The sequence below is a fragment of the Bacillus sp. DHT2 genome (genome assembly GCF_026241455.1).
Lineage (GTDB): Bacteria > Bacillota > Bacilli > Bacillales > Bacillaceae_G > Bacillus_A > Bacillus_A pseudomycoides.
In genome coordinates, this window is record NZ_JAPHWH010000002.1 from 278492 (window position 1) to 299916 (window position 21425).

Annotated in this window: 24 protein-coding genes and 1 pseudogene; 4 read left to right on the top strand and 21 right to left on the bottom strand. The window is 36.0% G+C overall.

What is annotated here, in order from left to right; translation table 11 throughout:
* Positions 1-69: 69 nt before the first annotated feature.
* The 8 genes and pseudogenes from ORL93_RS06390 to ORL93_RS06425 form a co-directional block, all read right to left on the bottom strand.
* Positions 70-348: pseudogene (locus tag ORL93_RS06390) on the bottom strand (transposase); the annotation flags it as partial.
* Positions 322-531, bottom strand: a complete 210-nt coding sequence (locus ORL93_RS06395) for a hypothetical protein (RefSeq protein WP_206776985.1) — start codon at positions 529-531, stop codon at positions 322-324. The gene ORL93_RS06395 and the pseudogene ORL93_RS06390, both read right to left, overlap by 27 nt.
* Positions 532-663: 132 nt before the next feature.
* Complete coding sequence (locus ORL93_RS06400) at positions 664-930, bottom strand: YlbG family protein (RefSeq protein ID WP_016116052.1); 267 nt, start codon at positions 928-930, stop codon at positions 664-666.
* A 137-nt stretch (positions 931-1067) separates the two neighbouring features.
* The gene (locus ORL93_RS06405) at positions 1068-1520 is read right to left on the bottom strand and encodes a YlbF/YmcA family competence regulator (protein WP_097794330.1); all 453 of its coding nucleotides are present in this window, start codon (positions 1518-1520) and stop codon (positions 1068-1070) included.
* A gap of 119 nt (positions 1521-1639) precedes the next feature.
* Positions 1640-2212, bottom strand: a complete 573-nt coding sequence (locus ORL93_RS06410; protein ID WP_097794331.1) for a histidine phosphatase family protein — start codon at positions 2210-2212, stop codon at positions 1640-1642.
* A 77-nt stretch (positions 2213-2289) separates the two neighbouring features.
* Positions 2290-2535, bottom strand: coding sequence for a YlbE-like family protein (locus ORL93_RS06415; RefSeq protein ID WP_006095792.1), 246 nt, complete (start codon positions 2533-2535; stop codon positions 2290-2292).
* Between the two features lie 11 nt (positions 2536-2546).
* Positions 2547-2960, bottom strand: coding sequence for a YlbD family protein (locus ORL93_RS06420; protein ID WP_006095793.1), 414 nt, complete (start codon positions 2958-2960; stop codon positions 2547-2549).
* 89 nt (positions 2961-3049) lie between these two features.
* A complete protein-coding gene (locus ORL93_RS06425; RefSeq protein WP_016116055.1) occupies positions 3050-4087 on the bottom strand; it encodes a CAP domain-containing protein in 1038 nt (345 codons plus the stop codon).
* Positions 4088-4292: 205 nt separating this feature from the next.
* Between ORL93_RS06425 and ORL93_RS06430 the strand changes: the two genes are divergently transcribed.
* Positions 4293-4658, top strand: a complete 366-nt coding sequence (locus tag ORL93_RS06430; RefSeq protein WP_098161196.1) for a YugN family protein — start codon at positions 4293-4295, stop codon at positions 4656-4658.
* A 32-nt stretch (positions 4659-4690) separates the two neighbouring features.
* Here the strand turns inward: ORL93_RS06430 and ctaG are convergent, their stop codons facing one another.
* The 6 genes from ctaG to cyoE form a co-directional block, all read right to left on the bottom strand.
* Positions 4691-5596: a cytochrome c oxidase assembly factor CtaG gene (gene ctaG / locus ORL93_RS06435; protein ID WP_006095795.1), complete on the bottom strand. Its 906-nt coding sequence runs from the start codon at positions 5594-5596 to the stop codon at positions 4691-4693.
* Between the two features lie 86 nt (positions 5597-5682).
* Positions 5683-6021 (bottom strand): cytochrome c oxidase subunit IVB, encoded by a 339-nt coding sequence (gene ctaF / locus ORL93_RS06440; protein ID WP_003199718.1) that lies wholly within the window; start codon positions 6019-6021, stop codon positions 5683-5685.
* Between the two features lie 3 nt (positions 6022-6024).
* Positions 6025-6648 carry a cytochrome c oxidase subunit III gene (gene ctaE / locus ORL93_RS06445; RefSeq protein WP_003199716.1) on the bottom strand — a complete coding sequence of 208 codons (624 nt, stop codon included), beginning with the start codon at positions 6646-6648 and terminating at the stop codon, positions 6025-6027.
* Positions 6648-8483 carry a cytochrome c oxidase subunit I gene (ctaD, locus tag ORL93_RS06450; RefSeq protein ID WP_170957067.1) on the bottom strand — a complete coding sequence of 612 codons (1836 nt, stop codon included), beginning with the start codon at positions 8481-8483 and terminating at the stop codon, positions 6648-6650. The genes ctaE and ctaD overlap by 1 nt, the downstream gene beginning before the upstream one ends.
* A gap of 60 nt (positions 8484-8543) precedes the next feature.
* Positions 8544-9593 carry a cytochrome c oxidase subunit II gene (gene coxB, locus ORL93_RS06455; RefSeq protein WP_018764771.1) on the bottom strand — a complete coding sequence of 350 codons (1050 nt, stop codon included), beginning with the start codon at positions 9591-9593 and terminating at the stop codon, positions 8544-8546.
* A gap of 96 nt (positions 9594-9689) precedes the next feature.
* Complete coding sequence (gene cyoE, locus ORL93_RS06460) at positions 9690-10613, bottom strand: heme o synthase (protein ID WP_018780890.1); 924 nt, start codon at positions 10611-10613, stop codon at positions 9690-9692.
* Positions 10614-11113: 500 nt separating this feature from the next.
* On the opposite strand from cyoE, the gene ORL93_RS06465 reads away from it, so the two are divergent.
* On the top strand, positions 11114-12061 hold the full coding sequence (locus ORL93_RS06465) for a COX15/CtaA family protein (protein WP_018780889.1): 948 nt from the start codon (positions 11114-11116) through the stop codon (positions 12059-12061).
* A gap of 75 nt (positions 12062-12136) precedes the next feature.
* Here the strand turns inward: ORL93_RS06465 and pyc are convergent, their stop codons facing one another.
* The 3 genes from pyc to ORL93_RS06480 form a co-directional block, all read right to left on the bottom strand.
* Complete coding sequence (gene pyc, locus ORL93_RS06470; RefSeq protein WP_097794335.1) at positions 12137-15583, bottom strand: pyruvate carboxylase; 3447 nt, start codon at positions 15581-15583, stop codon at positions 12137-12139.
* 329 nt (positions 15584-15912) lie between these two features.
* On the bottom strand, positions 15913-17091 hold the full coding sequence (locus ORL93_RS06475; RefSeq protein ID WP_018764775.1) for an FtsW/RodA/SpoVE family cell cycle protein: 1179 nt from the start codon (positions 17089-17091) through the stop codon (positions 15913-15915).
* A gap of 123 nt (positions 17092-17214) precedes the next feature.
* On the bottom strand, positions 17215-17502 hold the full coding sequence (locus ORL93_RS06480; protein ID WP_003199704.1) for an Fpa/YlaN family protein: 288 nt from the start codon (positions 17500-17502) through the stop codon (positions 17215-17217).
* A gap of 153 nt (positions 17503-17655) precedes the next feature.
* Here ORL93_RS06480 and ORL93_RS06485 point away from each other — a divergent pair, with 153 nt between their 5' ends.
* Complete coding sequence (locus ORL93_RS06485) at positions 17656-18153, top strand: molybdopterin-binding protein (RefSeq protein WP_006095802.1); 498 nt, start codon at positions 17656-17658, stop codon at positions 18151-18153.
* Positions 18154-18284: 131 nt separating this feature from the next.
* Here ORL93_RS06485 and ORL93_RS06490 read toward each other — a convergent pair whose 3' ends face one another.
* A complete protein-coding gene (locus ORL93_RS06490) occupies positions 18285-19613 on the bottom strand; it encodes a PhoH family protein (protein ID WP_018764776.1) in 1329 nt (442 codons plus the stop codon).
* 277 nt (positions 19614-19890) lie between these two features.
* Complete coding sequence (locus ORL93_RS06495) at positions 19891-20346, bottom strand: pyridoxamine 5'-phosphate oxidase family protein (RefSeq protein WP_003199697.1); 456 nt, start codon at positions 20344-20346, stop codon at positions 19891-19893.
* Positions 20347-20486: 140 nt separating this feature from the next.
* Here ORL93_RS06495 and ORL93_RS06500 point away from each other — a divergent pair, with 140 nt between their 5' ends.
* The gene (locus ORL93_RS06500) at positions 20487-20687 is read left to right on the top strand and encodes a YlaI family protein (protein ID WP_016116066.1); all 201 of its coding nucleotides are present in this window, start codon (positions 20487-20489) and stop codon (positions 20685-20687) included.
* Positions 20688-20723: 36 nt separating this feature from the next.
* Here ORL93_RS06500 and ORL93_RS06505 read toward each other — a convergent pair whose 3' ends face one another.
* Together ORL93_RS06505 and ORL93_RS06510 are read right to left on the bottom strand one after the other, a co-directional pair.
* The gene (locus tag ORL93_RS06505; RefSeq protein ID WP_097794336.1) at positions 20724-20999 is read right to left on the bottom strand and encodes a hypothetical protein; all 276 of its coding nucleotides are present in this window, start codon (positions 20997-20999) and stop codon (positions 20724-20726) included.
* A gap of 14 nt (positions 21000-21013) precedes the next feature.
* Positions 21014-21316, bottom strand: coding sequence for a YlaH-like family protein (locus tag ORL93_RS06510; protein ID WP_016116067.1), 303 nt, complete (start codon positions 21314-21316; stop codon positions 21014-21016).
* Positions 21317-21425: the final 109 nt, after the last annotated feature.

A 21425-nucleotide genomic window follows, 5' to 3' on the forward strand; every position in this document is an offset into this window, starting at 1 on the left:
TCCAGTTCCTAGACTTGTTATCTGCTCTAGTAATAAGCGTAAAAATCTAGGACAAATTGCTCTTTTTTATCATGCAAATAGTTTTGCTAGTTTTTTCTTTTCATTTTCAAACAAGTGTAACCGTTCGATTTGTAAGACTTCTTTCGGTTGATCTACATCGTATAGCTGATAGAAATGATGCATGCCAATATCCAATCGATTGTTTAATTGATGCCAATGGCTCCAGTGATGTGCATCTTTCTTTGGAATATAAGGCTGAAGCACCCCAGCTACTTTTTCTTTATACCCTAACCCTCGGCGACCAATCGTAAAAGCCGCGGATTAATGAATAGAGATGCCGAATTTCCGCTTGAGAACGAGATGAAGACTATCTGTATATATCTTACGGTTCCAACGTTTTTCCCGAACAATCATTTGAAACGCAAAGCGCTTCGCCTGATTAAATGTTTCGATTGTCTCTGCCAATGCATCTACCATTTCATGCGGTAAATCTACCTTATAGATCCGTTTCGAAAAATATGCTTTCTTCACCTGTTCTCACCTCATTTTATTTGATAAGATCATTATACACCAAAACAAACATACGTTCTGCAGAAAAGAGACGTTTTCTTTAAAAAGAAAAAACCGAGAAGACCCCCACCAAAATAGTGGGGGTCTTTCTCTTTAACTATAGTCGTATTCTTTCGCGCGATCCGGACGTGAATTTTCAAATTCCGTTTTAAGAAATGGGCGATATGACTGCTCAATTTTTTTCACAAAAGGAAGTTTATTTAGCTTTTGTATCATATGCTCTATTTGTTCCATATCACAATATACAACTGCATATTTCAAACGCTTTGATATGTAATGAATATTACCATATTTCCTTAAAATCTTGGCATGTTTCAATGAATGTAAATAAACAATCATACTTTGTCGTTGCCCGAACATAATCTTCTCCATCTTCTCCTTTTATATACTCATATTCTTGTATCTTATAAACATCAATCAGAAATTTGTGAAATTATAGTACATTGTTAAACGAATTCTGTATACGTTTTCTTCCATATTCTAAAAAACGGGGCACATCACCCCGTTTTTTTACAACCACAACTTCCACCAGAGCCACAACCGCCTCCGCATCCACCTGCATCAAAAAACGGATTTCCAGTAGGAACTTTAATAGCAGATGATACTTCGGAACCAATCGCTACACTGACTTCATCTAATAGTTTTTGCAAAGCATTTTCTGCTTTTTTAAAAGCAGCTATCTTTTCATGCAAATCTACAGAACGTTTTAATTCTCGCATATTTTTCGAAACCAAAGTATAATCAGGATGATATTTTCCAAAGCGTTGCACTTCTTCATATCGCTCTTTCATTGCTGTAAATTGACTAATTAATGTTTGAGCTTCCAAATCTCCCTGTAACGCCTTATAACATTCCCGATAACCCTTTGCTATATCTGAACAGACAATCGCTTTTGCAAGCTGTTCTGCCTCGTCTAATATCATTACGCTTTCAAGCGTCGCTACAATCATGAGAGACACCTCCGAGTATCCATCATAACACATTTAAAACCGAACTACTAATTTGAATATCCCATCTGAATATAAAGTAAAAAGTCCGATTACCGAAAACCATCATCCGTCATAATTTCTTATACGCAAATATGCTCCGCGATATTATATCGTAGCACATCCCAGCTTCCATTTTCCTCTTTTACATAACTAATGCAAGCATTTTTCAATGGAGTTTTAAATGTAATTTCATCAGGGGAGATTGCATTTAAAATTGCTTTTATCGCATGTGAATGTGCAACGATAATAACGCGCTTACCTGCATGTACTTGTGCAACATCTTGCAATGCAGAAAAGCAACGATTTACAATCTCTCCATCTGTCTCCATACCTTCTACATTTCCCTCTGCAATCAGCTCTCTAACTGTGGAAACGGGTTTCCCTGAAGCTTCGCCAAAATTCCGTTCAACAAACCGCTCATCAAGAAGAATAGAATGTATTCCAACAGCGTTACTAATCATCTGAGCTGTTTCCTGCGCTCTAATTAAGGGACTGCTGATAATCACATCCCATGTGTCCAATTGCAACGCAGCTGCACTTTGACTTGCTTGCCTTTTCCCAACTTCGTTAAGTGGAATGTCTTCACGCCCTTGAATAATCTCTTGAAAATTCCAATCAGTTTGTCCATGTCGTACTAAACAAATTTCCGTCATGCTATAACTCCTTTTTTCAATAATCCTTTTCTATTGTAACAAAAGTTTCGCATGACGGACATAGTTTTCCCTTCCAATTACGTTGCATTTTGCTGCTTCATATATTGAAACATGTCAATCATAATAGAAGCAACCGCCAATTGATTTTGAAATTTTGCAACTTTGTCCGGGATTGTCTTTTTATAATACTGTAAAGCAGCTAATTCAAATGCCTCCTTTTCCTCCGGATTACGTGATAATTTTCGATACCAATGGGGTTGTTCACGAATATAACGCCCTAAATCTTCATCAGCTTTTATAAATTCCATAAGCTCTGCCCTCATCCTCTTTCCTCCTAATCTTTTCGAAAGAAAAATGGATTGTTTTCAGAAGTTCTTTGCTCAGGTTGTGTACGATTCCCTTGAAATTGCTGAATAACCTGTTGCACACTCCCAATGGCACTCGTTACATTAGCTAGATGTTGCTGCATTTGCTCTGCATCTAATTTTTTTAAAAAAGAAAGCATTTGTCCCATCAAATCGACGGCTTTTTCATCATTGTTTTCTTGAGCTGGAGAAGAAATCGTTTCTCCATCTGCTTTATACACCTTCCACATTTCATCTTGTTCTCCAAGTAAATACCATTCCTCATAAAATTGTTGCCATGTTTTTTGACCATTTCGAACTTCATGAACCATTTTAGGGTGATGGTTTACAAACTCTTTAAACTGTTGAACAGAAGGATGTAACGGTCCTTTTGTTTTTGTCATAATCCTCACCTCTTCAGATGTATCTACTATATTGTAAGAAAAAAAAGGCGCATGGTTCGCCTATTTTTAAACGATTCATGCACCTTTTCCTATTTTCTAATGAAATTTTGAGTATAAAATTTATCGAAGACTCCAACACCTAGTCCAGTAAATTGTTCATTTAGCAAGTTTTTCCGATGTCCTTCACTATTCAACCAACCTTGTACTGCAGCGATCCCATCAGTATGCTGTGCTGCTATATTTTCACCTGCAAGTTGAAATGCGACTTGACCACGTTGTAATCGATCTCCTAAAGTCCCAAATTCCGGCGAATCATGCGAAAAATAATTATTCTCTTTCATATCCTTGCTATGCCCAAAAGCCACTTCAGCTGTTTGTTGATCCCATGTTAGTAACGGTAGTTGATGACGACTACGAATAATATTCGTCAAATCTAGAATTTGTTGCATATTGCCATGTTCTATTTGTGTCATTTTCTCTGGAGTAATTGGCTGCTCCGCCCCTAACTCTCCAGAATAAACAAGCTGATACGGCCTTTGTCGAAGCAATGTCTCATCATCCATATACCGAATTCCGACAAGTTTATGTGTGAATCGGTCAAAGTATAACTGCGCCCAACCATCTTCTTCTATCGAAACAAGTGGTTGTTCTGCAATTTCAGTATCAGATAATTCAAATTGATAGCTGTTTCTTCCTTTTTTCAAAGAAATTTCATGTGAGAATGGATTTTTTTTATAGACATCTTCATATTTTTCATCCATACGAAATGGAACTACATCCACTTTATTACCAGCAACATAAGCTGTTACAATTTTATGTTCTGCAACACCAAACTGCACATATTGTGATAAATCTTGATTATAAATCCACCATTCGTAACCATACGCAGAAGGTTCGATTCGAGCTGGTTCACCCCATTTTGCTAATAAACTTTCCGAATCCCCTCCTATTAATTGGGAGATTGTCTCTGGAAATCCTTCATTTATCTGTTTCTTTTTCTTAACAATCTTATGTTCCTGCTTAGAATGAGATGGCTGTAATATATATTGCGAAACGAGTAATTTCCCGTATAAATCAATAGCTAAAATAAAAACCGTAATCATTACGATACGTAATAATTTCTTCAAACAATATACCTCCTGGTCAAACATAAAATTGAGATATACACAAATGCCTGTCTTCTCTTTTGTGTGTACCGCACTATTTTCACTATATCATATTTAAATAAAAAAAGCCGTGATTCTCCCTTTTCTCTCAATATGAATTGCGATTTCTTATTATTCATACTATTATAAAATTAAAGGTTTTCAAATAAAGATAAGGAGGTATTCCATGCAATTTACAAATTCAAAACTTATAGGGGCGACCATTGATTTTACACTGCTCACGGAAGTTATGCAAAATCAACGTTTTGTACTTGCTGGACAGTGGGACTATGAGCGAGTTACATATGACTATAAATTTGAAATATTGAAGGATGTATATTATTTACGGATACAAGGCTTTGCGGTAGAAGGGGAAATCGGAGGACGCCATGCACAAGTTAAATTACTTCCACCATTGTTAGGAAAACATTACTATCCACATGGCGTTGAATATGGTGAAAATGAAGTTTTCCCTACAAACGTAATCCAAAAAAGCGAACAACTCTTGCAAAATATTGAAAAAAATCTAAAGGAATTTGCAGTTATAGAATAGTAAAGAAGGTGTATCCATGTGATACACCTTCTTTATTTTGGTTGCAAATAAGGAGGCACTTTCTGTAGTTGCTCCTCATCTTTTTTACGTTCTTTACGTGCCCATTTAAAAAACACATAGCCAATAATTGTACCATACACTATTTCCTGGACAATTTTCATAATGATACCGCCTGTTTGTTGATCTTGCACAATCGGCATCCAATGTAAAAATTCTGGTCCGGTTATATTTAAATCACTCAATGTTCCTGCAGGTACACAGAGCTCCATCGCTTTCATCCACGCACTCGGATCCGTATATGTAGCAAACAACGATTCACTAGCAAATATGATTAGCGCACAAGCTGGTGTCAATAATACACCGTTCGCAAACATGTAACCAATTTTCTTTATTTCACTTAATGTTTGATACTCCGGTAATGGATTTAGCATAGGCCACCACATCATCATTGCTGTAAAAAATAAAACAGCAAGAAAAATAGGATGAGCAACTTGATTTTGCTTTACAGCATCAAAAACAACAGGTAAATGATAAATAGAAAATAATCCATTAAATACAAACAGAGCAATAAGCGGTTTTGTAAACATAATCAATATCACTTGGATAAAACGGAAAGAGGTAATATATGTGTATAACCAAACTGGAATCCCTAATAACAATAATGGTGGTACAGCGATGTACATCACTGCCATTTCAAACATATGTGCACTAAATACAATATGTCCAAGTAAATCAATAGGCCCACCTTTTACAAGATACAACAGGATAATCCCAGTCGTAAAATAAAACATTTGCTTTTTATTTACCTTTTCTGCATTATCGAACCGATTTCTATACGGCCCGATAATAAGAAAGTAACAGATAAGGATAGACACCATAAAAAGTAAAAAGATCGGGCTCCATAAAGCTTGAAAACCAAATATCCATAAGTTGCCCATTTTACACCCACCCTTTCAATATGAACTCCTTACCCTCATAGGAAAAAGGGAGCGAAGATAACTTCAAGCTCCCTATCCTTTACTTTTTAAACCCAAACAATTGTCATAAAAGCTAAAATGGTTAACAACCCTATCAATAGTCCAGAATATAAGAAAAAGGTTGCTGCTTCATGTCCCTTATGACTCATATGCATGAAATAATACAATTGAAATATTACTTGAACAACAGCTAATAGTAAAATAAATGGTACAGAGAAAAGAGGACTAAATGTTTTCGGATAAGCGACTGCCACAAAAGCTACAATCGTTAAGAAAATCATTAGACCAAATGTAATCACTTGATGTCTCATTTCCTCAGCACTTTTTTTTCTACGATAAACAAGATCTACTTTTGAGTTACTTGTATTTGTTTGCTTTATCGCCATTGTTTATCCCACCATTCCCATCAAGTATACTACAGTGAAAATAAACACCCAAACTACATCAATAAAGTGCCAGTAAATAGATGCAACGTAAAACTTTGGAGCATTATATAAATTCAGCCCGCGCTTCGCATTCCGAAAAACTAATGTTAAGATCCATAATAATCCGAACAATACGTGTAATCCATGAGTTCCAACAAGCGCATAAAACGCTGAACCAAATGCACTACTTCTCATCGTATGTTTGAATTCGTGTGTATAATGATAAAATTCATAAATCTCAAACCCTAAAAACCCTAATCCTAATAGTACTGTAACAAGTAACCAAAGCTGCATTTGCTTAAAGTTAAAGTTCTTCATATGATACATCGCATACACGCTTGTTAAACTACTTGTTAACAAAAGCATCGTCATAATAAAGACAAGTGGCATTTGAAACATTTCTTGAGAAGTGGGGCCACCGTTTGTAGAATTTTTCAACGCTAAATATGTGCCAAATAAGGAAGCGAACAATACAGTTTCGCCTCCAAGAAATAGCCAAAATCCAACAAACTTATTTTTCCCCTCAAGGGTTGCTTTTTCAGGCTCTGCTGGAAACGTTTCATTTGTTAATTTTTCCTCTACATGCATTACGCCGTGCCCCCCTTATCATCTAAATCTTCTTTATGAATATGATAACCATGATCATCAATTACTGAACGTAAGAACATTGCACCAAATGTAATGATAAGTCCAATAATTGCAACCAATAACCAAAACTTATCTTTCCCACCTTGCATGTACATCGCACCAAATGCTGCTATAAATAATCCAAGAGATATAACAAATGGTGAAAATGAAGGGTTTGGCATATGAATATCACTAACAGGCTCTGCTGGTGTTATTTCTTTATTCCCTTCACGTTTTTCAATCCAGAACGGATCTAATCCGCGAACGAATGGTAATTGTTTAAAATTGTATTCTGGTGTAGGTGCAGGCATTGTCCATTCTAATGTACGAGCATCCCACGGATCGCGGCCAGCTTTCTCTTTAGACAACGATGTTTTCACAACATTAAATAACAGAACGATCGTTCCTAGCCCCATAAATACAGCACCAATCGAACTAATTAAGTTCCCCGTTTCTAATCCTTGGCCTGGTAAATACGTAAAGTAGCGACGTGGCATACCAATTAAACCAAGGAAATGCTGGATAAAGAATGTTAAATGGAAGCCGATAAAGAACAACCAAAATGTTATTTTCCCCAAGGTTTCATTTAATACTTTGTTAAACATAAGTGGCCAATAATAATGTGCACCTGCTAATAGTCCAAATACAACTCCACCAACGATTACGTAGTGAAAATGCGCTACAACGAAATAGTTATCATGGAATTGATAGTCAGCTGGAGCCGAGGCAAGCATGACCCCTGTTACACCACCCATTACAAATGATGGAATAAAAGCAACAGCCCACATCATTGGCGTTGTAAACCTGATACTTCCACCCCACATTGTAAAGAGCCAGTTAAATATTTTAATACCAGTCGGAACTGCAATTGCCATTGTTGCAACTGAGAAAATAGCGTTCGCAACAGGTCCAAGACCAACTGTAAACATATGATGCGCCCATACCATAAATCCTAAAAATCCAATTAACACCGTTGCAAATACCATAGATGAGTAACCAAATAGTCGTTTTTTAGAGAATGTAGCGAAAATTTCTGAGAATATTCCGAAAGCTGGAAGGATAAGAATATACACTTCTGGGTGACCGAAGATCCAGAATAAATGTTCCCATATAATCGTGTTCCCCCCTAAAGCTGGGTTAAAGAAACTTGTGCCAAATAAGCGATCTAACATAAGTAGTGCCAATCCCACTGTTAATGGTGGGAAAGCAAATAAAATAAGTGAAGAAGTTACAAATGTTGTCCATGTAAACATTGGCATACGCATATATGTCATTCCAGGTGCACGCATATTAATAATTGTGACAAGGAAGTTAATACCACCAATCAGTGTACCTATACCTGATATTTGTAACCCTAGTACATAAAAATCAACACCATGTCCTTTAGAAGCAAGAGATAACGATGCATAAGATGTCCACCCTGCATCAGGTGCCCCTCCTAAAAACCAACTTAAGTTTAAAAATACTCCACCGAAGAAAAATAACCAAAATCCAAGTGAATTTAAAAATGGAAACGCCACATCCCGTGCCCCAATTTGAAGTGGTACAGCGGCGTTCATAAATGCAAACACGAGCGGCATAGCTGCGAGGAAAATCATTGTTGTACCGTGCATCGTTAATACTTGGTTATAAGCATCCCCAACAAGAAAAGCATTGTTTGGAATCGCTAATTGAAGACGGATAAATAATGCCTCTATTCCGCCAATGATAAAAAACAATCCACCTGCAATTAAATAGAGAATGGCAATTTTTTTATGGTCTACTGTCGTCAAATAATCCCATATAACAGCACCCATCCCCTGTTTTTTTGCTACAGAACTCACGTTTTCAACCTCCCCTTCGCAAATAATCCCTCTTTACTTCTCAACTTTTAACGTTTTCAAATATGCATTTAATGCATCTACTTGACCGTCCGTTAAGTTGCCATATTTACCAGTCATTTTATTTCCTGGCTTCATATTTTCAGGATCCTTTAACCATTTTTTTACGTTTTCTTCATTATTTTCAGCAATGCCGGCAACCATATCGCGATCAGCAAAGTTTGCTAGGTTTGGTGCGATACGTGCAGAAGGTGGTCTACTATCATTTGATCCAGTTGCATGACAACCAATACAGCTTTTGTTGAATATTTCTTGACCTTCTTGTTCTTTTGGAGAAGAAACTTCCTTCTTACCATCAAGTTTCTTCATATCAGCAATCCAATCTTTGTACTCGCTTTCATCAAGAGCCTTTACTTTAAATTGCATTAAAGAATGTGATGGGCCACAAAATTCTGTACAAAAACCATTATAAGTTCCTGATTTATCTGCCTTTAACCACATTTTATTGACATTATCCGTATTCGTATCCATTTTCCCAGCTAAAGATGGGACCCAAAACGAATGTTTAATGTCAGCACCTTTCAAATTCAAATATACTTTTTTACCTGTGGGGATAACTAGGTCTTGCGAAGTTACTATCTTTTCTGATTTATAAGAAAATTCCCACCAATAAAGATTCGCTGTTACATCAACAACGATTGTGTCTTTATCAATATTCTTTTTCTCCATCGCACTTACATCAGCAAGTTTGAATGTATATGTAACAGTTGGAACAGCCAATATCAGCAAAAGAATAATCGGAATGACTGTCCATATAATTTCTAGTTTGTGATTTCCTTCAACTTGCTTTGGGATATAATCTTCTTGACCCTTCTTTTGTCGGAAACGCACAATTACATACAAGAAAATAATAGTAACTACAAGTACGACACCTACCATAATTGCACTTGCTAACAAGAGTAAATCATATTGCATTTTTGCTACTTCACCTTGCGGAATTAAAGTAGATTGAAAGGCTTTACCGCATCCCCCTAACAGTAAAGCCAGCAGTGAAACGAATGAAAGCAGTCGCCACTGTTTCTTCATACAAACAACCCCCACTTTCTTTGTGAATTAGATTGTACTTTATTTATAGTAAGTAAAGTAAATCTCAACGTAAAGAAATCCCCTCATGTCGTTGTCTTAGAAGAATGTAACTACAATCATTGACACAAATAAGATTGTCAAGTAATTCAAGGAGTAGACAAACATTTGTACGGACCATTTTATGTCATCCTTCTTACGGAATCCATAGAATCCTAATACGATCCATCCAATGTTAAGCAATGTTGCAATTACCATAAATGTTACTCCCAGTCCACTCATATAAAATGGTAATGGTAATAAACATACTGTCCAAATCATGATTTGACGTTTTGTAATATCAAATCCATGTACAACAGGAAGCATGGGAATACCTGCATTTCGATATTCATCAACACGTTTCATCGCTAACGCGAGGAAATGTGGGATTTGCCAAATAAACATAATTAAAAATAGCATCCAAGCAATTGGATGATCTAAACTAGGATCAACTGCTGCCCAACCAATTAAAGGTGGAACTGCTCCAGATACACTACCTACTACTGTATTTAGTGTATATGCTCGTTTTGTCCATAATGAATACAAAACAACGTATGTGAAAGCACCGATGAAACCTATAATTGCTGCCATTGGTGTTGTAAATAACAAGAATACAAAACCAAGAAGCAATAAAGTCATACCTAATGTTAACGCAAAACCAGGTTTATATTTTCCTGTTACTGTCGGACGATTTTTTGTCCGTTCCATTAAGTGATCGATATCCCGATCAATATAGTTATTCAAGCTACATGATCCTGCCATAATTAAAGCCGAGCCGACAATTGTAAAGAACATTTTATCCAAATGGTTAACAGCATTTAATCCATTAAAGTGTAAAGCCAACCAAAATCCTGTAAATACCGTAAGTGTATTCGAGTTTACAATCCCCATCTTAACGAGCGCTAATAAATCTTGTACACGTGTTGTTTCCGGCACATTTGTTATAGCTGACTCATCATGCAGCTCACTTGTTGCATGGTTCATCATTTCAACCCCCTCTTAAAACTTTCATCCTTCTTTCGCGTCTTTACTTTACAAAAGTATTACGCTTCTATATAGCAATATTATTACAGTAGAAATGTTGTTTTCTCATTCTACTACTAATCTACGCTCATACTCGAGTATATTAAATCATATTTCCCTAACAATTTGTGAAGAAAACGTGAACTTTTTGTGTCGGATAACAAAAAAGTTTCTCCCATTACTTCCTAATCATAACATGAGGTTACCTTCTATAATAAACTATTTTGTCATATTTAGCATATATTCTTCCCATTTCTTTTTATAATAGAAATAATTTCTCCTAAAATATGTAATTAAAATCCCATTTTTTTCTTATTCCAAACTCTTTATCCCCTCTCTCCATTTCTTTGCTATTTTATTATTTTTTATATATCATAGGACTGTAGCGCGTTTTGTTCTATAAATTTGATGGAATGAAAATATTTCGCAATAACTTCATAACAGAAAGATGGTGAAACAGATTGCAACGCTTTATTAAATGGTTAGCAGTCATTACAAGCCTCGACTTACTAGGGGTTTTATTAGGAGGGGCTTTAGTTACAAAAACAGGTTCAGGTCAAGGATGCGGTAAATCCTGGCCACTTTGTAATGGTGAACTCGTTCCCTCTAATCTATCAATGGAAACGATTATTGAACTAAGTCACCGCTTAACATCCGGATCGGCAGGGATTCTCGTTACACTTCTTTGTATCCTATCCTGGAAATATTATAAACATGTACGTGAAACAAAAACGCTAGCTGTTTTATCTTTCGTATTTTTAGTGGCACAAGCACTCATGGGAGCTGCCGCAGTTGTTTGGGGACAAGTACCTGCTGTATTAGCTATTCATTTTGGTATTTCTTTAATTTCGTTTGCTTCTGTCATTTTACTAACGTGCCTTATTTTTGAAATCGACAAAAAATTCGATGCACGTTCTCTCATTATGGACAAAAAAATGAAATTTCATATTTATGGTGTAACAATTTACAGTTATATTGTCGTCTATACAGGAGCTTTAGTACGTCACGAGCGTGCAAGTTTAGCTTGTCCAGACTTTCCACTTTGTAGTAAAAACAGACCATGGCCTACTCAATTGCATGAATGGGTTCAAATGGGACACAGGGTTGCCGCAATACTAATATTTGCTTGGATCCTATACGCAATGATTGTTGCTATTCGTCACTATAAACAGCACCGGGTTGTATATTGGGGATGGATTATCTCATTTATTCTCGTTACACTTCAAGCAGTTGTTGGTATTTTAGTCGTTTATACTAATGCAAGTTTATCAATGGCATTGTTACATTCACTCTTTATTTCTTGTCTCTTTGCTGTATTATGCTATTTAGTCATGTTAGGTACACGAAGCACAGCAAATGCAAAAGAGGCACACCCATCAACTACAACGCAAAATAAACAATCGTTTTAATAACTTGCCACTGTGGCAAGTTATTATTTTTATATAAAGAAAAGAGCTGCCTTCAAGCAACTCTTTTCTTTATTATTATTGTTCTAGTTCAATAAGTAAATCGCCTGTTTGAATCGCATCTCCATCTTTTACATATACCTTCTTCACTTTTCCATTGAATGGCGCCTGAACCGTCGTTTCCATCTTCATCGCTTCTGTAATTGCCATGGAATCGCCTTTTTTCACTTCATCACCTTCATTTACAACAACTTTAATGACCGTTCCCGGCATTGTTGCACTAATATGATTTGGATTCTCACGATTCCCTTTCACACGCTGCGCGACTGTTGATTTAACACCTTCATCTTTCACAACAATTTCACGCGGTTGCCCGTTAAATTCAAAGTAAAGTACACGTGTCCCATCTGGTTGTGGTTCACCAATTGATACTAATTTAACCATTAATGTTTTACCACGTTCAATTTCCACACCAATTTCTTCACCAAGCCTCATACCATAGAAGAATGTTGGCGTATCGAGTACAGACACGTTTCCATAAAGCCCAGCGACTTTTTCATAATCCATAAATACTTTTGGATATAATGCATATGCAACAACATCAAAAATCGTTACTTCACGTCCAAGTTTATGGAACAACTCTTCTTTTAAAGCATCGAAATCCACTGGTTCTAACAATTCCCCTGGTCTTACTGTTAATGGCTCTTTCCCTTTTAAAATGATTTTTTGTAATTCTTTCGGGAAGCCACCATATGGTTGTCCAAGATCTCCAGAGAACATTTCCACAACAGAACCCGGGAAATCTAAAGAATGCCCACGCTCAAAAATATCTTGTTCTGTAAGGTGATTTTGTACCATAAATAGCGCCATGTCGCCAACAACTTTTGATGATGGTGTTACTTTTACAATATCACCAAACATATCATTTACACGGCGATACATCACTTTCACTTCATCAAATCGGTCTCCTAAACCAACTGCTTTCGCTTGTTGTTGAAGGTTACTATATTGGCCACCTGGCATTTCATGCATATATACCTCTGTATGAGGTGCATTCATACCACTTTCAAATGGTGCATAATATTTACGAACATCCTCCCAGTAATGTGAAAGTTTTTCTAATGAATCCACATTAACATCTGGTTGTCTTTCATTTCCACCTAGCGCATAATATAACGTATTTGCACTTGGTTGTGATGTTAGACCTGCCATTGAGCTTACAGCTACATCGACAATATCAACACCTGCTTCAATTGCTTTCGTATACGTTAAAACACCATTTCCACTTGTATCATGCGTATGAAGATGAATCGGAATCGATACCGTTTCTTTTAAAGCAGAAACTAAATCATAGGCTGCATTTGGTTTTAATAATCCAGCCATATCTTTAATACCTAGAATATGTGCTCCTGACGCTTCCAATTCTTTCGCTAAGTTTTTATAATAATTCAAGTCATATTTACTGCGCATTGGGTCATGGATATCCCCTGTATAACACATTGTTGCCTCTGCAATTTTGCCACTCTCTCTTACAGCATCAATTGCAACTCTCATACCTTCTACCCAGTTTAAGCTATCAAAAATACGGAATACATCGATACCAGCTTGCGCTGAACATTCTACAAATTTTTGAATTAAATTATCTGGATAGTTTTTATAACCAACCGCATTTGATGAACGAAGAAGCATTTGGAATAAAACATTTGGCATTCTTTCACGAAGTTCTAATAATCGTTCCCATGGATCTTCTTTTAAGAAACGATACGCAACATCAAACGTTGCACCGCCCCACATTTCCGCTGAGAATAAGTTCGGTAACATTCTAGCTGTCGGTTCAGCAATTTGGTTTAAATCTTTTGTACGAATCCGTGTTGCAAGTAATGATTGGTGCGCATCTCGGAATGTTGTATCTGTTAAAAGTACACGTTTTTGATCTTGCACCCATTTTACTAATCCATCCGCTCCGCGTTCGTCTAAAATTTGTTTTGTTCCATCTTGAATCGATTCATAATGTTTTACATTTGGTATACGTGCATCTGGGAAAATTGGCTTCTCTTTCTTCCCTACTCCTGGGAAACCATTTACTGTTACCGTACCAACATAACTTAACATCTTTGTTCCACGATCTTTACGTTTTGGAAACACGAACAGTTCAGGTGATGCATCAATAAATGACGTATCATATTCCCCTGACAAGAAGTTTTTATGTTTTACTACATTCTCTAAGAATGGAATGTTTGTTTTAATCCCACGAATACGAAACTCTTTTAAGTTGCGCTCCATTTTCGCAGCCGCTTGTTCAAATGTAAGCGCCCAAGTTGTTACTTTTACAAGTAATGAATCATAGTACGGTGTAATAACAGCCCCTTGGAAACTGTTACCTGTGTCAAGACGAACGCCAAAACCACCACCAGAACGATACGCCATAATTTTCCCTGTATCAGGCATAAAATTATTAAGCGGATCTTCTGTTGTTACACGAGATTGAATCGCATAACCATGCACAATAACGTCTTCTTGTTTTGGTATACTTACGATTGGGCTATGTAAAGCGTGTCCATCTGCAATTAAAATTTGTGACTGAACAATATCAATGCCTGTAATCATCTCTGTAATTGTATGTTCTACTTGAACACGTGGATTTACTTCAATGAAATAAAAGTCATCGCCTTTTACAAGGAACTCAACCGTACCAGCATTTAAATAATTTACATTTTTCGTTAACTGTACCGCTGCTTCACAAATACGATGACGAAGATCATCTGAAAGTGACACGCTTGGCGCAATTTCAACTACTTTTTGATGACGACGTTGTACAGAGCAATCACGCTCATATAAATGCACAACATTTCCTTCTTCATCTGCTAATATTTGAACTTCTATATGTTTAGGTTTTTCAACGAATTTTTCAACATACACTTCATCATTACCAAAAGCTGCTTTCGCTTCTGATTTTGCACGATCATAGGATTCTTTTAATTCATCACCGCTACGTACAATACGCATACCGCGGCCACCACCACCAAGTGATGCTTTAATAATTATCGGGTAATCATACTTCTTAGCAAACTCTTCAACTTCTTCTAGTGAATTAATAGGTCCATCGCTGCCAGGAATAACTGGAATATTTGCTAATTGCGCTTGTGTTCTTGCTTTTACTTTATCTCCAAACATATCTAAATGTTTGCTCTTTGGTCCGATAAAGATAATTCCTTCTTCTTCACAACGTCTAGCAAATTGGATATTTTCTGACAAGAAACCATATCCAGGGTGAATTGCATCCACGTGATTGCTTTTTGCAATCTCAATAATACCTTCAATATCAAGGTAAGCATCGATTGGTTTTTTGCCTTCTCCCACTAAATAAGATTCATCCGCTTTATAGCGATGGTAAGAACCGCTATCCTCTTTTGAATAAATTGCAACTGTATTTAATCCAAGTTCTGAACAAGCTCGGAATACACGAATTGCAATTTCTCCACGGTTAGCTACTAAAACTTTTTGAATACGTTGCAGCTTTGTCATGATTTTCCCCCTCTACTTTCCTACCACTTTAGAGATTAAATAGGTACACGCTCTAAAAGCGTGAAGTTCTTCACTTTCTTTTCTAAACTATACTCGGAAAGCTTCACCTTATTTTTATACATCATACCTTATTTTTTAACAAATGATAAGTTTTCTGATCAATTTGTTTCACAAAAATAGTATAGCACATCTCTTCTTTTTCTGACAGTTTTATTGTATAACACATTAAAATATTTATGACACACTATTGTTATTTAAACCAAACAAAGTATAACTTATTAAAAAACAACATAACAAAAAGGTTTTGTGTCATCAAACACAAAACCTTTTTATTTCACAACAACAAGATGTGGCTCACCTTGTTGTTTTTTCTCATATATTTCTTTTTGTTGCTTCTCTTGTCGTTTCACATAACTCCCTAAGTTCAACAATATACCCATTGCAAATAGATTCGCCATTAAAGAACTACCACCATAACTGACAAACGGCAAAGGCACACCAGTAAGAGGCATTAGCCCAGACATACCACCAATGTTAACAAACGTTTGCACCCCAAACAGGCTAGCAATACCTATAGCAATTAAACTTCCAAATGGATCCTTACACTTTTGAGCAATTCGCAATGCACGAATAATAATAAGTAACAAACTAATTAAAACAATCGCTACACCGACAAAACCAAGTTCCTCAGATATGATCGCCATAATAAAGTCTGTATGCGGCTCAGGTAAATACCCAAATTTTTGTATACTATTACTAAGTCCTCTACCATTCAGTCCACCTGAAGCAATTCCAATAAAGGAATTCACCAGCTGAAATCCATCACCCTGTGGATCATCAAATGGATTTAAAAACACCGCAAAACGTGCTTTTTGATAAGGTTTCAATGCATAATTACCAACTAAGTATAAAAGCGGAATCCATACAATTGTGCTTAATGCAAGACGCTTTATCCACTTGTTAATCGGAATCCCTGAACAAAGAAACATAATTCCGACAATACCTATGATTAACAAAACTGTTCCTAAATCATTTTGTTTACGAATTAAAAACAATATTAATCCTATAAACATAATCGTACCTGCTGATCCCTTCCAAACTGAAGTATCAGTTTCTTGCCTTCTCGCAAAGAAACGCGCGAGTACAATAATGATAGCAATTTTAACAAATTCAGCGGGCTGTATACCAAGCACCCATGCTTGCGCACCATTTACTTTCTTTCCAATCAATAATGCTAACGCTAGCAATCCAATACTACCTGTCATCATTAATAACAAAACAATTCGTTTTCTCCAAACGTGGTACGGAATAGCAACGATAATTCCTAACCCTACGGTTCCAATAGCTAGAGCTAATAATTGCTTATTAAAAAAGAAATCGGCCGGTTTTTCATGCCTTGTAATTGCTACAATAGAGCTAGAACTGTATACCATTATAACTCCCAGTACACATAAAATAGCAAGAGGAAGCAATAATGAATAATCCATTGACTTCCATACTTTTTTCATTCAATATCCTCTTTCTGTTTTCAGTTTAATTGTTGTATTCCATATGTATTAGAATTCTTCCTGCTTTATTATACAAATAAAAAGCTCAAACTTAGTCAGTTTGAGCCCCCTTATTTGAACCCTTTATTGTTGTTTGTTTGTAAATGCTTCATGAAGTGCTGATAATTCCCGTTCGAGCTCTCCTAACATTTCTTTCCCTTGCTCTTCTGTAATAAGACCAAGACGAACCGCAAAGTCAACTTCACGGGATAGTCCAAACATTTGCGTGTCCAACACTTCTTCATATAATGGACATTGCGGCATCGTAAGGTGGTCCATTTGCACCTTAATAAGTCTTAAAATCTTCTCCGCATCCGCTTTTAGAAGGGCAAGTGCCTTTTCCTGATGATTTGCTACTGTCTCAGACGCCAAATTGATTCCCTCCGTTTCCGTCCTACTCTTCTATCCTATCTATTAATATTAGCGATAGTTTTAATAAATTGCAATAGAAACATTTTTTGTGACAATCGTGTCTAATGCTATTATACTGAAAAGTGGGAGCATAATACAAATGGGGGAACAACAATGAGTGAAATTTTATTTATAAATGGAAAAGTACGCTTTCCGATCACACTTGACCCAAGCGTTTGGATTTTTGATGATCGAAAAGTAGATTTAACAACTTACTTCACCGAAACGAAAGAAGAAAAATCAGAATTAGAAGACTATCTCAAGCACACTTCCGAACATTGGGATCGTGAAATCCGTGATGGTGCCGCTTTTCCACCTATTCAAAAAAGCGTAAAAAAATTTAAAAAGGAACAGCTTATTACAGGAACGTTTGGCATACCACTTCATCCCTTTTTCAAAAATGCTGAAATTACAGCTGAAGCAACACATGTTGAAATCCACACATTGCATGATTCAATCACACTTTCATTAGAAGAAGCAAACAATGTTATTCTTGGATTTTCAAAAGATGGAAAACCATTACGAGAAGATGGACCTGTCCACCTTTACTTTGGTGACGGCTCTAATATAAACAATCCAATTCGAAATATCCGTAAGTTTACAATTATTTAAAAAAGGAGTAGGCAAAAGCCACTCCTTTTTTTCCACTCTTTGCGGTCAGAAGTATTCCCACCTCAAAATTTAACAACAGCAAAACAGTTAGACTTCGGCTGATGAAATCCCTTACTGATTAAAGTTTCACTTTATAATAAGTCCGCTGCTAGTTGCGCTAAATTAGAACGCTCTCCTTTTACAAACTTTACATGTCCGCTAATTTTTTGTTCTTTAAATTTCTCTACAACATACGTTAAACCATTATTATATTCATCTAAGTAAGGATGATCAATTTGTTGTGGATCTCCCATTAATACAATTTTACTTTTTTCTCCAACTCTTGTTAATATTGTTTTCACTTCATGTTTCGTTAAATTTTGCGCCTCATCAATAATAATAAATTGATCTGGAATACTTCGTCCTCGTATATAAGTAAGCGCCTCTACTTCAATTGAACCCATACCCGCTAAAATCGCATCTAATTCGCCTGGTTTTTTTGTATTAAATAAATACTCTAGATTATCGAAAATTGGTTGCATCCACGGTCTTAACTTTTCTTCTTTTTCTCCTGGTAAATATCCGATATCCTTACCAACTGGAACAATCGGCCGAGCAACAAGGAGTTTTTTGTACAATCCTAAATCCTCCGTTTGCATAAGACCAGCAGCTAACGCGAGTAATGTTTTACCAGTTCCTGCTTTCCCTGTTAACGTTACGAGTGGAATATCTTCACGAAGCAACAATTCTAATCCCATAATTTGCTGCACATTCCGTGGGCGTATTCCCCAAACTTGCTCATTATGAAAAATAAGTTTCTTCACTTTTTTCCCTGAATAATCAACAATTCCAAGTGCAGAGCTAGAACCACCTAATGCATCTTTCATCACGATAAATTGATTTGGATAAAATGGATGATTTGCAATTTCCGATAAAGGAAATTCTCCTTTTTCATAAAAATAATTGAGCTGTTCTTTTGATATGTAACCTTCTAAAAAACCTGAATATATATTTTCTACTTCAATTACACGATCACTTAAATAATCTTCAGCTTGTAAACCAAGAGCATCTGCTTTTACTCTCACAAGTACATCTTTACTTACTAAAATGACAGACTTTCCATTCTCTTTCTCTTGCTCTTCTAAGAATAAATTTTTCGCAACAGCTAAAATACGATTATCGTTTGTTTTTTCAACAAAAATATCTTGCAGTTGAACAAATGAGCGATGGTTTAATTCAATACGAAATGTCCCTCCATTTTCAAGGGGTATACTCTCATGCAGTTTTCCTAATTCGCGAAATTTATCTATCAATTTAGATACATAACGAGCATTTCGTCCGACTTCATCCATGTAGCGTTTTTTCGAATCAACCTCTTCTAATACAACTGCTGGAATCACTACCTCATTTGTTTCAAAAGAAAAAATAGATAAAGGATCCTGCAAAAGTACATTCGTATCTAACACATAAATTTTATCCAACCTGTTACCCCCTGACTCCACTTTTAAATTTGTAGAACAAGGGTTTCATCCATAATCATGATATGGACGAACCATTGTTATAATTATATGTAATGTATTAACGAGGCAGAATCGAAATTCATATAAATTAAAACTTTTTTTAATCATTTTTCTCATTCATAACTAGGTATCGTATTCATTCGTCAAAATTTATATTCTAACATGCAGCAAAGATTCCTTATTCACTCAGGTTAAAATAGCAGAAAAGGATGAACAACCATAGTGTTCATCCACTTTTCTACAATTCTTTCATCGCCGTTAACACTTGATTATCAAGTGTTTCAGCAGCACGAGGATCATATGTTTTTTCATATGTTGGTTCCGAAGCAAGCTTTGCTCCATAAAACATAACATCACGTACTTCTTGAACAGATACTTCTACTGCAGTTAATTTGAGTGGACTGCCATCCAATCTCTCCTTTAAAATCTTTGCTTCACCGCTAATGGAAAATACAGATTCATTTGCCATTACAGTGAGTACAATCCCTGCATGATGGCGCAAATTTTCCGCAATACGAGAGCGTTGATCAATCGCAAATCGAATACTTGTCTCATTTATTGCATATACCCATGAAATAGCACTTACATTCGGAACAGCCTTTTCAAAATCAATTGTTGCAATTGTTATAATACGTCCTTCACGTAAAGATTGGACTAAAGAATCTGTCAATGTAGGTTCTACTACATTTGCCATATTTCCACCTCCAAAATTTTATTTATCTTAATGATAACTTATTTTTTGAATTGCGAAAAATTTTTTTTCCCCCTATAGTTCAAAAATATCAAATTTACATGATATACTTATATCGATAGAATTTGTATTGAGGTGACGAAATGAGAGTCAAATGCATGCTTTGTGATAAAAAAGAAGAGTTAGATGACGAAAATCCTATGGCCAAAAGGCTTCGTAACCGTCCTATTCATACATATATGTGCATGGAATGCACAGAACGTATTGCAGAACGTACAATGGAACGCCATGCAACTGGAAATTTCCACTTATATCGTGATAAAACAATAGAAGATGAGTGGTAAACTGTCAAATAAGTCCTTAATCATTCAGATGAGGGCTTATTTATATTTCTCCGGCTCTCGTTTCATTTGATCTAAGAAACAATCTATAAGCTCTATCGGAAATCTTGTAGAATGTTTTTCTCCTTCTTGTTCATATGTAACCAAATACATATCTTCTTTTTTTTCCACCGTTATATCTCTTAATTGATGATCTTCATGTAACATGTGATGAAACAGTAAATATGTTTCTTGCGCAGCTGCATCATGCAGGCGTGCTTCCGCGACAGTTTTAATTGTTAGCCAATTATATAACGCATCTTGTACAGAACGCATGAAACATCCCCCCTTTAACCCACTCTTTGTTGCTTTGCTTGGCGTAAGCGTAATCTATAAATACCGAATACAATCGCTGTCACAACAAGTCCTTCTCCTACTGGTAAAAACACTCCCAAAAAAGTTAAAACTGTACATCCAATTGCTAAGGATACATAAATCACAATGTTTTTTAGTAACGGTAACTTCCTAGCAAATCCTAAATTATATACGAGTGCACTTAGTATAATCATTGTACCGTAAAGCTGCCACATCCCTACTTCTGGATTCACATCTACATTGTATAACTTTGCAAAAAATGACATTCTCTCTAGCATTATACTTCTCCCCTTCATCTAGCAAAGATGAATATAAATCCCCCTATCTAAAATAAAGATAGAAAATAATCCATATCGGCCAAATTCATTCAACTAACTAGCAGCGCCT

Coding starts and splice junctions, on each gene's coding strand:
- ORL93_RS06400 (WP_016116052.1), bottom strand. CDS start 930: ATGTTCGGGCAACGACAAAGTATGATTGTTTATTTACATTCATTGAAA.
- ORL93_RS06405 (WP_097794330.1), bottom strand. CDS start 1,520: ATGATTGTAGCGACGCTTGAAAGCGTAATGATATTAGACGAGGCAGAA.
- ORL93_RS06410 (WP_097794331.1), bottom strand. CDS start 2,212: ATGACGGAAATTTGTTTAGTACGACATGGACAAACTGATTGGAATTTT.
- ORL93_RS06415 (WP_006095792.1), bottom strand. CDS start 2,535: ATGAGGGCAGAGCTTATGGAATTTATAAAAGCTGATGAAGATTTAGGG.
- ORL93_RS06420 (WP_006095793.1), bottom strand. CDS start 2,960: ATGACAAAAACAAAAGGACCGTTACATCCTTCTGTTCAACAGTTTAAA.
- ORL93_RS06430 (WP_098161196.1), top strand. CDS start 4,293: ATGCAATTTACAAATTCAAAACTTATAGGGGCGACCATTGATTTTACA.
- ctaG (WP_006095795.1), bottom strand. CDS start 5,596: ATGGGCAACTTATGGATATTTGGTTTTCAAGCTTTATGGAGCCCGATC.
- ctaF (WP_003199718.1), bottom strand. CDS start 6,021: ATGGCGATAAAGCAAACAAATACAAGTAACTCAAAAGTAGATCTTGTT.
- ctaE (WP_003199716.1), bottom strand. CDS start 6,648: ATGCATGTAGAGGAAAAATTAACAAATGAAACGTTTCCAGCAGAGCCT.
- ctaD (WP_170957067.1), bottom strand. CDS start 8,483: ATGGGTGCTGTTATATGGGATTATTTGACGACAGTAGACCATAAAAAA.
- coxB (WP_018764771.1), bottom strand. CDS start 9,593: ATGAAGAAACAGTGGCGACTGCTTTCATTCGTTTCACTGCTGGCTTTA.
- cyoE (WP_018780890.1), bottom strand. CDS start 10,613: ATGAACCATGCAACAAGTGAGCTGCATGATGAGTCAGCTATAACAAAT.
- pyc (WP_097794335.1), bottom strand. CDS start 15,583: ATGACAAAGCTGCAACGTATTCAAAAAGTTTTAGTAGCTAACCGTGGA.
- ORL93_RS06475 (WP_018764775.1), bottom strand. CDS start 17,091: ATGAAAAAAGTATGGAAGTCAATGGATTATTCATTATTGCTTCCTCTT.
- ORL93_RS06485 (WP_006095802.1), top strand. CDS start 17,656: ATGAGTGAAATTTTATTTATAAATGGAAAAGTACGCTTTCCGATCACA.
- ORL93_RS06495 (WP_003199697.1), bottom strand. CDS start 20,346: ATGGCAAATGTAGTAGAACCTACATTGACAGATTCTTTAGTCCAATCT.
- ORL93_RS06500 (WP_016116066.1), top strand. CDS start 20,487: ATGAGAGTCAAATGCATGCTTTGTGATAAAAAAGAAGAGTTAGATGAC.
- ORL93_RS06505 (WP_097794336.1), bottom strand. CDS start 20,999: ATGCGTTCTGTACAAGATGCGTTATATAATTGGCTAACAATTAAAACT.
- ORL93_RS06510 (WP_016116067.1), bottom strand. CDS start 21,316: ATGCTAGAGAGAATGTCATTTTTTGCAAAGTTATACAATGTAGATGTG.